Raw genomic sequence first — 14,387 nt, 5'->3', positions numbered from 1 at the left:
AACGCGTCGGAGGCCGTGTCAGATCTCTCTGACACGGCCTCCGGACTTCACCGTCGGGACGACAGGATTTGAACCTGCGACCCCTTGACCCCCAGTCAAGTGCGCTACCAAGCTGCGCCACGTCCCGGTGCCGTTCGCGCGGCCGGTGACCGCGTGAACACGCAGGTAAACCTTACCGCACGGGAGCGGGTGCCTGTGCCGGAGCGGGGCGCGGTGCGGGGCGGCCGGAGCGGGTGGCCGGGACGAGGAGCGCCGCGAGGGCCGCGGCGAGGCAGAGCAGCGCGAGCAGGGTGAAGCCGTGGGTGTAGCCGCTGCCGTAGGGAAGGCCGGACGGCTGGAGGTGCCCGGTGACCAGGACGCTCGTGACGGCCGCGCCGATCGAGCCGCCGATCGTGCGGATGTTGGCGTTCATCCCGGTGGCCGCGCCGGTCTGGGCCGGCGGCACGCTGGCCACGACGATGGTCGCCATGGAGGCGAACGCGAGCCCGATGCCGAGGCCGAACACGCCCGCGACGAGGGCGATCTGCCACTGCGCGTCGTGCCACAGCGTCAGGAAGCCGAGGGCGAGGGCGCCGAGCCCGGAGCCGGTGACGAGGAGGGCCTTGGAGCCGAAGCGCGGGGTGAGGCGGGCGCTGAGCATGCCGGAGACGAACATCGCGAGGAGCATCGGCAGCATCAGGAGCCCGGACGCGGTGACGCTGGCGCCGAAGCCGTACCCGGCGCTGGCGGGCGTCTGGACGAAGCCGGGCAGGAAGGACCAGATCGCGTACATGCCCGCGCCGAACAGGAGGGCGGCGAGGTTGGTCGTCCACACGGCGGGCAGCCGCATGATCCTCAGGTCGATGAGGGGGCTCGCGGCGCGGGACTCGGCGTACAGCCAGGCGGCGGCGAGGACGGCGGCGAGGCCGAGGAGCCCGAGGACGCGGGCCGAGCCCCAGCCCCAGGTGCCGGCCTGGCTGAGCGGCAGCAGGAGCGCGACGAGCCACCCGGACAGGAGCACGGCGCCGAGCCAACTGACCTTGCCGGACGCCCTGTTGGGCGACTCGGGTACGTACCGCACGGCGATGGCCGCGGCCCCCGCGACGATCGCGACCGGTATCCAGAACAGCCAGCGGTAGTCGAGCGCGGAGACGATCGGCCCGGCGGCGACCATGCCGACGCCGCCGCCCGCGGCGATGACGGCGGACAGGGCGCTGATGCGGCCGGGTACGGCGTCGGCGGCGAACTCGTCGCGGATGATGCCGAAGGAGAGCGGGAAGAGCGCGCCGCCGACGCCCTGGACGACGCGGGCGACGATGAGGACGCCGATGGTGGGGGCGAGCGCGGCGAGCAGACAGCCCACGAGGACGGCGGCCAGGACGGCGACGAGCGTGCGCTTGCGGCCGATCAGGTCGCCGACGCGGCCGAGGATCGGCGTGAAGACGGACGCGGACAGCAGGTACGCGGTCATCACCCACGTCGCCGTGGACTGCGAGGTGTGCAGGGCGTGCTGCACGGTCGGCAGGGCGGGCGCGATGAGCGACTGGAGCATGGCGAACACACCCGCGCCTGTCGCGAGGACCGCGAAGGTGAGGCGGGAGGACGTGCGAGGCATGGAGGACCTCTCGGGCGAGAAGCACTGATAAAGTGGAGGAACGCCTCCACTCTACTGGAGGGAACCCTCCGCTTCAAGGCGTACCGGAGATGAACCTCCGCTTTCGTCGAACCGGCCCAGGGAGGCCACCGTGACCGCCCACTCGTACCCCATCGCCGCGATCGTCGCCGCCCAGCGCCCGCACCGGAAGGACGCGGCCCGCAACTACGACGCCCTGCTCGCCGCCGCGCGCGAGGCGTTCGCGGAGAACGGCGCCGAGGCGTCCCTGGAGGACATCGCACGCCGCGCGGGCGTCGGCATCGGCACGCTGTACCGCAACTTCCCCACCCGCCGCGCCCTGTTCGAGAGCGTGTACGCGGACGAGGTCAACGCCCTGTGCGAGCGGGCCGACGAGGTCGCCGACCTCCCGCCCTGGCCCGCGGTGGTCACCTGGCTGGAGGCGTTCACCGCGTACATGGTCACCAAGCGCGCGGTGCGCGAGGCGCTGGAGGACGAGTCGGAGATCTTCGACGCCTGCCGCGAGTCGCTGTACGCGTCGGGCGGCCCGCTGTTCGTCCGCGCCCAGGAGGCCGGCGAGGCGCGCGGCGACATGGAGTTCTCGGACCTGCTGCGGCTGGTCGCGGGCGTCACCGCCACCTACTTCCCGAGCGACGCGCAGCGCGAGCGCGTCCTGTCGATCGCTCTGGACGGAGTCCGCAAGACCGCCTGACCCTTTCCTGGTCACACCGGGACCGCCACGCGGAATTTCCGCTGCGGTCATCAACGGCCCCGATTCCAGGGGCCGTTTCGGACATGCGCGGCCATCCGAGCGCATTTCCCGCCACCGTCCGTGTTTCGGCGGCGTGAGCCCGGCGTGAACGGCGTCCGCCCGCACCACGATTGGCCCGTTTTCCGCCCTGCTGCCCCCTGACCTGCGTCTGACCGAATCGGTTCGACGGCCGATCAGGGGGCCGCGCGCTTATTGACCCGCGAGTAATAACCGCACTACCTTTCCAGCGATTCACGCACGCGCGTCGAAAGACAGACCGGTGTTTCCCCGGTGAGCCCTGCCCGAATGGCGTGGCCTGGGAAGCCGTTGTCCGGCCCTGCCGTTTTTCCCCGCTGTTCCCCGCACCCCCACCGTGCGGTTTCCTCCTCGAAGCGTTGATTCTGGAGAGACATGACGCCCGCTGTGCGCCCCGAGGACCTGATCATCGGCATCACTCCCTTCGGCCGGCCCGACGCCTTACTCGCTCTCGCCCTCGCCCGGTCCGGCGCCCTCGGCATCCTGGACCTCGGCGACGGCGACCGCACGGCGCGCGAGGCCCTGGAGCGGGTGCGGCGGGCGCCGGTCGGGTTACGGATCGGGCCGCACTGCCGCCTCGCCGCGGCGGACCTCCCGGACCGCGACGTGACGATCGTCCTCGCCCCGGGCCGCAGGTGGGAGGCGTCGCCTCGCCACCGGGTGCTCGCGGAGGTCACCGACCTCGCGCAGGCGCGAGCGGCTGTCGCGCGCGGCGCCCACGGCCTGATCGCGCGCGGCTGCGAATCCGGCGGCCAGGTGGGCGAGTTGAGCACGTTCGTGCTCCTCCAGCAGCTCCTGTCCGAGGTCGGCGTACCGGTGTGGGCCTGCGGCGGAATCGGACCGCGTACGGCCGCAGCGGCGGTCGCCGGCGGCGCCGCCGGAGTCGTCCTCGACTCCCAACTGGCCCTGCTGGCCGAATCGTCGCTACCCGACCGGCTCGCTTCTCTGGTCCGCACCCTGGACGGCTCCGAGTCGGCCGTCACGGACGGCGTCCGCGCCGTGGAACGCCGGGGCGTACGGCTCCCGGTGGGCCAGGACGGCTTCCTCGCCGCCCGGTTCGCCGACCGCTGGGGCGATGTGCGGGGCACGGTAAGGGAGTTGAGGGGTGCGGTGCGCTCGGCCCTGCGCGACGGCGGGCTCGTGCGGACGCTGGGCCCGGACTCGGCGATGAGCCGGGCGCTCGGGACGCGCCTGCCCGTCGCCCAGGGGCCGATGACGCGGGTGAGCGACCGGGCGGCGTTCGCGGCGGCCGTGGCCGAGGGCGGGGCGCTGCCGTTCCTCGCGCTGGCCCTGGCGAACGGCGAGCGCTCACGGGCGATGCTCGCGCAGGCCCGCGAGGCGGTGGGCGAACACCCTTGGGGCGTCGGCGTGCTGGGCTTCGCGCCGGAGGAGTTGCGCGCCGCCCAGCTGGAGGCGGTACGGCTGTCCCGGCCGACCCACGCGATCATCGCGGGCGGACGTCCGTCCCAGGCACGGGCGTTGGAGGAGGCGGGCATCCGGACGTTCCTGCACGTGCCGTCGCCGGAGCTGCTGCGGCAGTTCCTCGACGCGGGTGCCCGGCGGTTCGTGTTCGAGGGCGCGGAGTGCGGCGGCCACGTCGGTCCGCGCGCCGCATTCCCGCTGTGGGAAGCCCAGTCGGCGGTTCTGGAGGACTTCGGGGACGTCTCCGACGTGGAGGTGTTCTTCGCGGGCGGGGTGCACGACGAGCGGTCGGCGGCGATGGTCGCGGCCCTCGCGGGCCCGTTGACCGCGCGGGGCGCGGCGGTCGGCGTCCTCATGGGGACGGCGTACCTCTTCACTGAGGAGGCCATCAGCGAGGGGGCCATCCAACCCCTGTTCCAGGAGCGGGTGTTGGCCGCCGATTCGACGACGCTGCTGGAGTCGGCGCCGGGTCACGCCACCCGGTGCGTGCCGAGCCCGTTCGCGGACGGCTACCGCGAGGAGGCGGCCCGGCTGCGTGCGCGGGGGCTGCCCGAGCGGGAGGTGTGGGAGCGGCTGGAGCGGCTCAACGTGGGCCGGCTGCGCATCGCCAGCAAGGGCGTCGAGCGCGACGAGGACGGGGCGCTGGCGTCCGTGGACGAGCGACGGCAGCTCGCCGAGGGGATGTTCATGGCCGGCGAGGTGGCCGTGCTGCGCTCCCGGACGACGACGATCGCCGCGCTGCACGCCTCGGTGACGACCGGCGCGGCGGCCTTCCTCGCCGAACGGGTCAGTCCGCCCACGGCAGTCGAGCCTCCGGCACCGGCGCCGCTGGACGTCGCGATCGTCGGCATGGCCTGCATGTTCGCCGGCTCGCCTGACCTGCCCTCCTTCTGGGCGAACGTCGTCGCGGGCGTCGACGCGGTCACCGAAGTCTCCCCGGAGCGCTGGGATCCCGCCGTCCACCACGGCACGTCCACCGACTCCAAGTGGGGCGGCTTCCTGCCGCGCATCCCCTTCGACCCGCTGCGCTACGGCATCCCGCCGGCTTCCCTCGGCAGCGTCGAGCCGGTCCAGCTGCTGTCCCTTGAGGCCGCCCGGCGCGCGCTCGACGACGCCGGATACGGCGACGGGGGGCGGGAGTTCGACCGCTCGCGCACCTCGGTGGTGTTCGGCGCGGAGGCGGGCAGCGACCTGTCGAACGCGGCGACCGTGCGCTCCGTCCTGCCCTCGTACTACGGCGAGGTCCCCCAAGCCCTGGACGGCCAGCTCCCGCGCCTCACCGAGGACTCGTTCCCCGGCATGCTCGCCAACGTCATCTCGGGCCGCATCGCCAACCGCCTCGACCTCGGCGGTGCCAACTACACGGTGGACGCGGCCTGCGCGTCCTCGCTCGCTGCGGTGGACGTCGCCTGCAAGGAACTGCTGTCCGGGACGAGCGACGTCGTGCTGTGCGGCGGCGCCGACCTGCACAACGGCATCAACGACTACGCCCTGTTCTCCTCCGTCCACGCCCTCTCCCCCACCGGCCGCTCCCGCGCCTTCGACTCCAGCGCCGACGGCATCGCGCTCGGCGAGGGCGTCGCCTGCGTCGTCCTCAAGCGGCTGGCCGACGCCGAACGCGACGGCGACCGGATCTACGGCGTCGTCAAGGGACTCGGCTCCTCCAGCGACGGCCGCTCCCTGGGCCTGACCGCACCCCGCCCCGAGGGGCAGCGGGCCGCGCTGGAGCGGGCGTACCGGGGCGCCGGGGTGTCACCGGCCGACGTCGGGATCGTGGAGGCGCACGGCACCGGGACGGTCGTCGGGGACCGGACCGAACTGTCCATCCTCACCGAGGTGTTCGCCGACGCGGGTGCCGCGCCGGGGAGTTGTGTGCTCGGGTCGGTCAAGTCGCAGATCGGGCACACGAAGTGCGCGGCCGGTCTTGCGGGGCTGATCAAGACGACGCTCGCCCTGTACACGGGGGTCCGGCCGCCGACCCTGCATGTGAAGGCCCCCAACTCGGCCTGGAAGGAAGGGGAGAGCCCCTTCGCGCTGTCGACCGGGGCCCGGCCCTGGGACGGTCCCGCGGGCCGGCGGATCGGCGGGGTCAGCGCGTTCGGGTTCGGCGGGACCAACTTCCATGTGGTGCTCGCCGCTCATGACGAGGGGGTGCGGGGGGCCGAGGAGTGGCCCGCCGAGCTGTTCCTGTTCCGGGGGCGCGATGTGGCGTCCGCCCGGCGGGGCGTGGAGGAGCTGCTGAAGGCCGCCGAGGGGCCGTGGCGGCTCCGGGACCTGGCGCTGAGTGCGGCGCGGCGGGCGGACGCGGGCGAGGAGCCGGTGCGGTTCGCGGTGGTGGCGTCCGATACCGGGGAGTTGGTGCGGGGGTTGCGGGAGGCGCTGGAGGAGGCGCGCGCGGCGGAGGCGGCCGGCGTGTCCCCGGTGGGCGGCAAGGTCGCCTTCCTCTTCCCCGGTCAGGGCAGCCAGCGCCCCGGCATGCTCGCCGACCTCTTCATCGCCTTCCCCGAACTCCGCCACTATCTGGACCTGGGCCGGGCCCACGCCCCGACGATGTACCCGCCCACGGCCTTCGACGACACCACCCGCGACCGCCAGAATGCCGCCCTCACCGACACCCGCGTCGCCCAACCCGCCCTGGGTGTGGCGGGGTTGGCGGCGCACGCGTTCCTCACGGCCGCCGGGGTCCACCCCGACATGGCGGCCGGACACAGCTACGGCGAGCTGGTCGCCCTCTCGGCCGCCGGGGTCATCTCCCCGGAAACGCTGCTGGAGTTGAGCGGCGAGCGGGCGTCGGCGATCCTGGCCGCCGCCGGGGACGACCCGGGCACGATGGCCGCGGTGTCGTCCGACGCGGCGACGGTCGCCCAGGTCCTCGGCGAGGCGGGCGAGGTGGTGCTCGCCAACCTCAACGCGCCGGACCAGACGGTGATCTCGGGCCCCACCGAGGCTGTCGCCGAAGCCTCGCGGCTGCTGCGTGAGGCCGGGCTCACCGCCCGGCGCATCCCGGTGGCCTGTGCCTTCCACAGCCCCCTCGTCGCCGACGCGGGCCCGCGTTTCGCCGCGGTCCTGGCCCGACACGCCTTCCACGACCCGGAGTTCCCCGTCTGGGCCAACCGCACGGCGGCCCCCTACGGCTCCGCCGACACGGTCCCCGCCGAACTCGCCGCCCAGATCGGCTCCCCCGTCCGTTTCGCCGACCAGATCGAGGCCATGTACGAGGCCGGTGCGCGCGTCTTCGTCGAGGCCGGGCCGGGGTCGGTGCTGACGCGGCTGGCCGGGAAGGTGCTCGGGGACCGCCCGCACCGGACGGTCGCCTGCGAGCCGCGCCCCGGCGGCGGGCTGCGGGGCTGGCTCGACGCGCTCGCCCAACTCGCCCTCGCCGGGGTGCCGGTGCGGGCCGGGTGGCTGCTGCGCGGGCGCGGCGCGGTGGACGCGGTACGCACCCCGGCGCCGAAGCGGCCCGGCTGGACGGTCGACGGACAGCTCGTGCGGACCGCCGACGGCGAGCCGGTGTCCGGCGGGCTGACACCGGCCCGGCGTGTGGCACAGCTGCCGGGCTCCCCGGCTTCCCCCCTGTCCCTGGATTCCTCGGAGGCGAACGTGACGACCACTCCCCATCAGGGTCAGGACGCCCTCATCGCGGAGTTCCTGCGCACCAGCCGGGAGATGATCGCGGCCCAACGGGACGTGCTGCTCACGTACTTCGGGTCCGGCGCGGGGCCGGTGGAGAGACCGGCGGCGCCGCCCCTGCCGGTCCTCGAAGCAACTCCCGTACCGCAGACGCCCGTCGAGACGGCGCCCGTCGACGCGCCGGCCCCGGAGGCCGTGGACGTCGGCCGAGTGGTCCTCGACATCATCAGCGAACGCACCGGCTACCCCGTCGACATGATCGAGCCCGACCTCGACCTGGAGGCCGACCTCAGCATCGACTCCATCAAACGGGCCGAGATCGCGGGCGAGTTGGCCCGCCGCCTCGGCGGCTCGACCGACCTCGCGGGCCTGGCGGACGACGAGCTGGAGGAGCTGACGAAGGCGCGTACGGCCGCCGCCGTGACCGACTGGCTCACCTCGCGCCTGTCGGGACCGGTAGCCGCCGAGGAACCCGCCCAGGAGCGGGAACCGGTGACCGGTCAGGCACCCAGGCGGCTCGTCCTGCGCCCCGTCCTGCTCGACACCGGCAACCATCCGCCGTCCCATCTCGCGGGCACGCGCTGGGTGTTGCTCGGCGAGGAGGGCTCCGGCATCGCCGACCGGCTCGCGGCGCACGGCGCCGAGGTGACCGTACGGGACATGGAACACCTGCTGACCGAGGCCGACGGCCCGGTGGACGGGGTGGTCTATCTGGGGGCGGCCGACGGGGTGCCGGTGCTGCCGGACGCCTTCGCGGTGCTCAAGGCGGCGCTGGCGCGGGAGCCCCGGTGGCTGGTGGCGGTGCGGCCGGTGGACGGGGACGCGGTGGGGCTGCGCGGGCTGTTCCGCAGCGTGGCGCGGGAGTACCCGGGGACGGTCGCGCGGGTGGTGGACGTCGACGAGGACGTGGCCGACACGGTGATCGGCGAGATCCTGGCCGACGACACGTCACCCGCCGTGGTGTGCGGGGCAGTCGGGCGGCACGGGTTCGAGCTGGCCGAGGCGCCGCTCGGGGCGCTCGGGAGCACCGGGGCCGGTCCCGCCGGGGACGGCGCCGCGGAGGCCGCCGCGCTGGGGCTCGACCGGGACGCCGTCGTCCTGCTGGCGGGCGGGGCCCGGGGGATCGCCGCGCAGTGCGCCCTCGCGTTGGCGCGGGCCTCGCGGTGCCGGCTCGAACTGCTGGGCCGTACGCCCGTGCCGGACGGTCCCGAGGACGAGGCGACGGCCGCCGCGCGGACCCCGGCCGAGCTGCGGGCCGTCCTGGCCGCGCGGGGCGGGAGCCTCACGGAGGTCAACCGGGAGGCGGAACTCCTGCTCGCCCAGCGGGAGATCAGGGCGACGCTGGCCGAACTGACCGCATTGGGCAGTGCCGTTCGGTACCGGAGCGTCGATTTCCGGGAGTCCGAAGCCGTGTTGCAGGCGGTGAAGGAGATCCACGCCGAGCACGGGCGGCTGGACGGGGTGGTGTACGCCGCCGGGGTGATCGAGGACCGGCTGATCGCGGAGAAGAGCCCCGAGTCGTTCCGCCGGGTGTACGCGACGAAGGCGCTCGGCGCGCACGCCCTGCTGACCGCGCTGGAGGAGCTGCCCGGCGGGCCGTCGTTCACCGTGCTGTTCGGGAGCATCTCGGCGGTGCTGGGCAACCGGGGGCAGGTCGACTACGCGGCGGCCAACGACGCGCTGGAGGCGCTGGGTTCGGCGTGGGCGGCGCGTACGGGGTCGCGGGCGCTGACCGTGCACTGGGGGCCGTGGGCGCCCGACGCCTCCCATGGGGGCATGGTGGGGCCGGAGTTGGCGCGGGAGTACGCGCGGCGCGGGGTCGCGCTGATCGACCCGGAAGAGGGAACGGCCGCGCTGCTGCGGGAGTTGGCGTGGGGCGACCCGTCGCTGACGGCGGTCGTGCACACGGCGTCGGGCTGGTGACGGGGTGGATCTCAGAGGCCCCGAGGACGCCGCCGATCCGACCGGTCGTCAGGTCCCGGTCGCCATCGTGGGCATGTCCGTCCTGTTCCCCGGCGCTCCCGACCTCGACACCTACTGGCGGAACCTGCGCGACGGCGTCGACGCGATCGGCGAGGTGCCCGCCGGGCGCTGGGACGCCGACTACTACCGCCCCGGCACCGCCGCCGAACCGGCCGTAGCGGACCGGGTGTACTGCCGGCGCGGCGGGTTCGTGGACGGGCTCGCCGAGGTGGAGGTGACCCGGTTCGGGATCATGCCGGCGTCGGTCGGCGGCACCGAACCGGACCAGCTGATCGCGCTGCACGTGGCCGCCGCCGCGCTGGACGACGCGGGCGGGGCCGCACGGCTGCCCGACCGGCAGCGGGTCGGCGTCGTCCTGGGCCGGGGCGGCTACCTCACTCCCGGGCTGGTCCGGCTCGATCAGCGGGTCCGGACGGCGGGCCAACTCGTGCGCACGCTCGGCGAGTTGCTGCCCGACCTGTCCGCCGGCCAACTCGACCGCGTACGTGCGGCGTTCACCGAGCGGCTCGGGCCCGACAGTCCGGAGGCGGCGATCGGGCTGGTGCCCAACCTCGCCGCGTCGCGGGTCGCGAGCCGGCTCGACCTGCGCGGGCCTGCGTACACGGTGGACGCGGCGTGCGCGTCCTCGCTGGTCGCCGTCGACCAGGCGGTGGGCGAACTGGCGTCCGGGCGCTGCGACATGATGCTCGCCGGGGGTGTCCACCACTGCCACGACATCACGTTGTGGAGCGTCTTCTCCCAACTCCGCGCCCTCTCCCCCACCGAGCGCATCCGCCCCTTCCACCGCGACGCCGACGGCATCCTCATCGGCGAGGGCACCGGCGTCGTCGTCCTCAAGCGGCTGACCGACGCCGAACGCGACGGCGACCGGGTCTACGCCGTGATCCGGGGCACCGGCATCTCCAGCGACGGGCGCGCGTCGGGCCTCGTCAACCCCGACCCCGGCGGCCAGGCACGCGCCGTACGCCAGGCCTGGCGGGCCGCCGGCCTCGACCCGTCGGCGCCCGGTTCCCTGGGCCTCCTCGAAGCGCACGGCACGGCGACCCCCGCCGGCGACGGGGCCGAACTCGCCACGCTGGCCGAGGTGTTCGGCGGCCCCTCGGACGGCTCGGACGACTCGGGTGCCGTCATCGGGTCGGTCAAGTCGATGATCGGGCACGCGATGCCGGCCGCCGGGGTCGCCGGGCTGGTGAAGGCCGCGCTGGCCGTCCATCACGGCGTGCTGCTGCCGACCCTGCACTGCGACGACCCGCATCCCGCGCTGGCACGGACCCGGTTCAGGCCGCTGGAGAAGGCGGAGCCGTGGGAGGGCGAGGTACGACGGGCGGCGGTGAACGCGTTCGGGTTCGGGGGGATCAACGGGCATGTGGTGCTGGAGCAGGCGCCGCTGGGCTCGCCGACAACTCCGCGGTGTGGGCACGGAGTTGCCGACACAGAGGTGAACAGGCGCGGGGGTGAACGCGCCGGGGCGAACGGGCACGGAGTCGCAGGCACCGGGGCGAACGGGCACAGCGAGGCTCTCCGCACCCCGACCGCCCCGACCGCCCCGACCGCCCCGACCGCCCCGACCGCCCCGACCGCCCCGACCGCCCCGACCGCCCCGACCGCCCCGACGAGCATCCCCTCCCCGGCGCGTCCAACCGACCGCGCCCGACCCGCCCAAGTGGTCGAGCCCGAGCGCATCCTCCTCCTCGCGGCCCCAACCCCCGTCGCCCTAGCAGCACTTCTGGACGCCGACGACGCCACGCTCCTGGCGACCGGCCTCGACCCCGCCCGCCCGCACCCCACCGCGGGCCCCGCCCGCCTGGCCGTCGTCGATCCCACCGCCAAACGTCTGGCCCTGGCCCGCCGCGCCGCCGCCAAGTCCCGCCCCTGGAACGGCCGCAACGACGTCTGGCTCCGCCCGACTCCCCTGCTCGGCAGAGACGGAGACGCAGCCGGAGGCAAGCTGGCCTTCCTCTTCCCCGGCCTCGAAGTCGACTTCACCCCGCACGTCGACGACGTAGCCGCCCACTTCGGCCTCCCCGCGCTCCCCGCCCCCGGCGACCAGGTCGACGACGTCGGCCGGCACGGCTTGGACGTGGTGGCCGTCAGCCGCCTCCTGGACTCGGCCCTGCGCCGCACCGGCATCGTCCCCGACGCGGTCGCCGGGCACAGCGTCGGCGAGTGGACGGCGATGGTCGCGTCGGGCCTGTACGACGGGGCCGAAGCAGACGCGTTCATGGCCGAGTTCGACCCCGCCTCGCTGACCGTGCCGGGCCTGGCGTTCGGCGCGATCGGCGCGCCGGCCGGACAAGTCCTGGACGCCATCGCCGAGTCGGGGCACAAGGACGTCGTCCTCTCGCACGACAACGCGCCCGGCCAGTCGATGGTGTGCGGTCCGGACGCGGCGGTCGAGGAGTTCGTCCGCGCCTTCCGGGCCCGTGGTGTCATCAGCCAGGTCCTGCCGTTCCGTTCGGGTTTCCACACCCCGATGCTGCGCCCCCACCTCGCCCCCATCGAACAGGCCGCGAACCGCTTCCGCCTGCGCCGCCCGACGGTCCCCCTCTGGTCCGGCACGACAGCGTCGCCCTTCCCCGACGACCCGGCCGCGGTACGGGCGTTGTTCGTCCGCCACCTCCTGGAGCCCGTCCGCTTCCGCCAGTTGACCGAGGCCCTGTACGAGGCCGGTCACCACGTCTTCGTCCAGGTCGGCCCCGGCCGCCTCGGCTCCCTCGTGGACGACACCCTCGGCGCCAAGGACCATCTCACGGTCGCGGCCAACTCCCCGCACCGCGACGGACTTCCCCAACTCCGGCGCGTGGCGGCGGCGTTGTGGGCGGCCGGGGCGCAGGTGATCCCGGCGCTCCCGCCCCGACGACACTCGCCCGACCGAACCACGACAGAGCCCGACCGAATCACGACAGAGCCCGCGCGCCCCCGACCAGCCCCCGTACGCCTGGACTTGAGCGGCGCCCTCGTCTCCCTCCCCCCTGAGGCCCGCCCCGTCCTGCGCCCGACCGCCTCCGACCCGCTGTCCGCGCTCGCCCCCGACCTGCCGATCGCCGCCGAACTCGGCGCGCTCCTGCGGGAGACGGCCGATACGGCGAGCGCCCTGATGAGGGCCGTCTCCGCCCCGGCGCGGAACACCACGGTCCGCGTCTCCCCCGACGCCATGCCCTACCTCCTGGACCACTGCTTCTTCCCCCAGCGCCCCGACTGGCCCGACATCTCCGACCGTTGGCCGGTCGTCCCCGCCACCACGATCGTCCACCACATGCTGGACGCGGCCGTCCGAGCCCGCCCCGGCCTCCTGCCCGTGGCCGTCCACGACGCCCGTTTCGAGGAATGGCTCACCGCCACCCCCGCCGTCGACGTCCCGGTGACCGTCGCCCCCCGGGCCACGAACCGCCTGGCGGTCTCCTTCGGCCCCCGCGCCCGCGCCACCGTGGAAGTGGCCCCCGCCTACCCGCCCCCCGCCCCTCGCGGCACGCCGCCCGTCCCGGAACGCGTCCCGGACCACACGGCGGCCCAACTCTACGAAGAGCGCTGGATGTTCCACGGCCCGGCGTTCCAGGGCGTCACCGAGCTGACCGCGATCGGTGACCGCCATGTCCGGGGCGTCATCACCACCCCACCGGCCCCGGGCGCCCTCCTGGACAACGTCGGTCAGCTCCTCGGCTACTGGATCATGGCGACCCGCACGGAGCGCACGGTCGTCTTCCCGGTCGGCATCCGGGAGATCCGCTTCCACGGCCCCCACCCCTCCCCCGGCACCCAAGTCGCCTGCCTGGTACGGATCACAGCGCTCACGGACACCGTCCTGGAGGCGGACGTCGAGCTCACCGTGGACGGCACGCCCTGGGCGGAGATCACCGGCTGGCAGGACCGCCGCTTCGACAACGACCCGCGCACCCGCCCCGTGGAGCGCTTCCCGGAGCGCAACACGCTCTCCGAACCGCGCCCCGGTGGCTGGACGTTGGTGCACGAGCGCTGGCCGGACCTTGCCTCGCGGGATCTGATCATGCGCAACTCCCTGGGCGGAGTGGAGCGTTCGCGCTACGCCGAGCACGCCCCGCGCGGCCGGCGGCAGTGGCTGCTGGGCCGGATCGCCGTGAAGGACGCGGTGCGCGGGTGGTTGTGGGAGCACGGCGAGGGCCCGGTGTTCCCGGCGGAGCTGCGCGTGGAGAACGACGGCCTGGGCCGGCCGTACGTCGTGGGCGTGCACGGGCGTGAACTGCCCGCGCTGGACGTGTCGTTGGCGCACTGCGCGGAAGCCGGCGCCGCGATCGTCCGGCGGCGCCGGGCGGGCCCGGGACCCGGCATCGACATCGAGGAAGTCACCGAACGGACCCCGGAGACGGAGGCCGCCGCCCTCGCCCCGGCCGAACTCCGGCTGCTGGACGGCCTGGTGGACGGCTCGGTGGGCTCGCGCGCGCTGTGGTTCACCCGGTTCTGGGCGGCGAAGGAGGCGGTCGCGAAGGCCGAGGGGACCGGACTCGGCGGCAGACCACGGGAGTTCACGGTCCTGGACGTCTCCCCGGACGGCGACCTGCTGACCGTATCCGGCCGCCTGGAGCGCGCCTACCCGGTGCACTGCGCACCGGCCGCCAACCCGCCGGGCCTGCCGGCGCGGGAGTACGTCGTGGCCTGGACGACGGGACACGCGAACGAAGAGGAGTACGAGGCCCGATGAACGAGGAAACCGTTCTCGCCGACGTGTCCGCCATGCTCGCCCGCCTCCTGGAGGACGAGTACGGCGTCGACGACGCCGAGATCAGCATGGAGACGTCCTTCAACCGGGACCTGGAGCTGGAGAGCATCGACCTCGTGACGCTGGCCGGGCTCCTCCAGGAGCGGTACGGCGAGCGGATCAACTTCGCCGAGTTCCTGGCCGGGATGGAGTTCGAGGAGATCATCGAGCTCACTGTCGGGCGGCTCGTCGAGTACGTCGTGCTCGGTCTCAAAGCGGCCGAGGAGGGCTGACCCGTGTCG

At 74.3% G+C, this 14,387-nt stretch carries 5 protein-coding genes and 1 tRNA gene; 4 read left to right on the top strand and 2 right to left on the bottom strand.

From position 1 onward, the window contains the following. Positions 1 to 53: 53 nt before the first annotated feature. Positions 54 to 127, bottom strand: a tRNA-Pro gene (locus PV682_RS12135). Positions 128 to 172: 45 nt separating this feature from the next. Continuing rightward, entirely contained in the window at positions 173 to 1,594 is a 1,422-nt protein-coding gene (locus PV682_RS12130) for an MFS transporter (RefSeq protein WP_319727814.1), read from the bottom strand. Positions 1,595 to 1,724: 130 nt separating this feature from the next. Between PV682_RS12130 and PV682_RS12125 the strand changes: the two genes are divergently transcribed. From PV682_RS12125 to PV682_RS12110, 4 genes are all read left to right on the top strand, one after another. Beyond that, entirely contained in the window at positions 1,725 to 2,303 is a 579-nt protein-coding gene (locus PV682_RS12125; protein ID WP_055720004.1) for a TetR/AcrR family transcriptional regulator, read from the top strand. Between the two features lie 450 nt (positions 2,304 to 2,753). After that, positions 2,754 to 9,353, top strand: coding sequence for an SDR family oxidoreductase (locus tag PV682_RS12120; protein WP_319727794.1), 6,600 nt, complete (start codon positions 2,754 to 2,756; stop codon positions 9,351 to 9,353). 4 nt (positions 9,354 to 9,357) lie between these two features. Further along, the gene (locus PV682_RS12115) at positions 9,358 to 14,088 is read left to right on the top strand and encodes a polyketide synthase (protein WP_319727787.1); all 4,731 of its coding nucleotides are present in this window, start codon (positions 9,358 to 9,360) and stop codon (positions 14,086 to 14,088) included. Next, positions 14,085 to 14,378 carry an acyl carrier protein gene (locus PV682_RS12110; RefSeq protein ID WP_055719312.1) on the top strand — a complete coding sequence of 98 codons (294 nt, stop codon included), beginning with the start codon at positions 14,085 to 14,087 and terminating at the stop codon, positions 14,376 to 14,378. The genes PV682_RS12115 and PV682_RS12110 overlap by 4 nt, the downstream gene beginning before the upstream one ends. The last annotated feature ends 9 nt before the right edge of the window (positions 14,379 to 14,387 follow it).

The organism is Streptomyces niveiscabiei, from assembly GCF_033794345.1.
Lineage (GTDB): Bacteria > Actinomycetota > Actinomycetes > Streptomycetales > Streptomycetaceae > Streptomyces > Streptomyces niveiscabiei.
Note: the sequence above shows the minus strand (reverse complement) of the source record. Positions and strands in the feature narration are given on the sequence as shown.

Coding starts and splice junctions, on each gene's coding strand:
- PV682_RS12110 (WP_055719312.1), top strand. CDS start 14,085: ATGAACGAGGAAACCGTTCTCGCCGACGTGTCCGCCATGCTCGCCCGC.
- PV682_RS12120 (WP_319727794.1), top strand. CDS start 2,754: ATGACGCCCGCTGTGCGCCCCGAGGACCTGATCATCGGCATCACTCCC.
- PV682_RS12130 (WP_319727814.1), bottom strand. CDS start 1,594: ATGCCTCGCACGTCCTCCCGCCTCACCTTCGCGGTCCTCGCGACAGGC.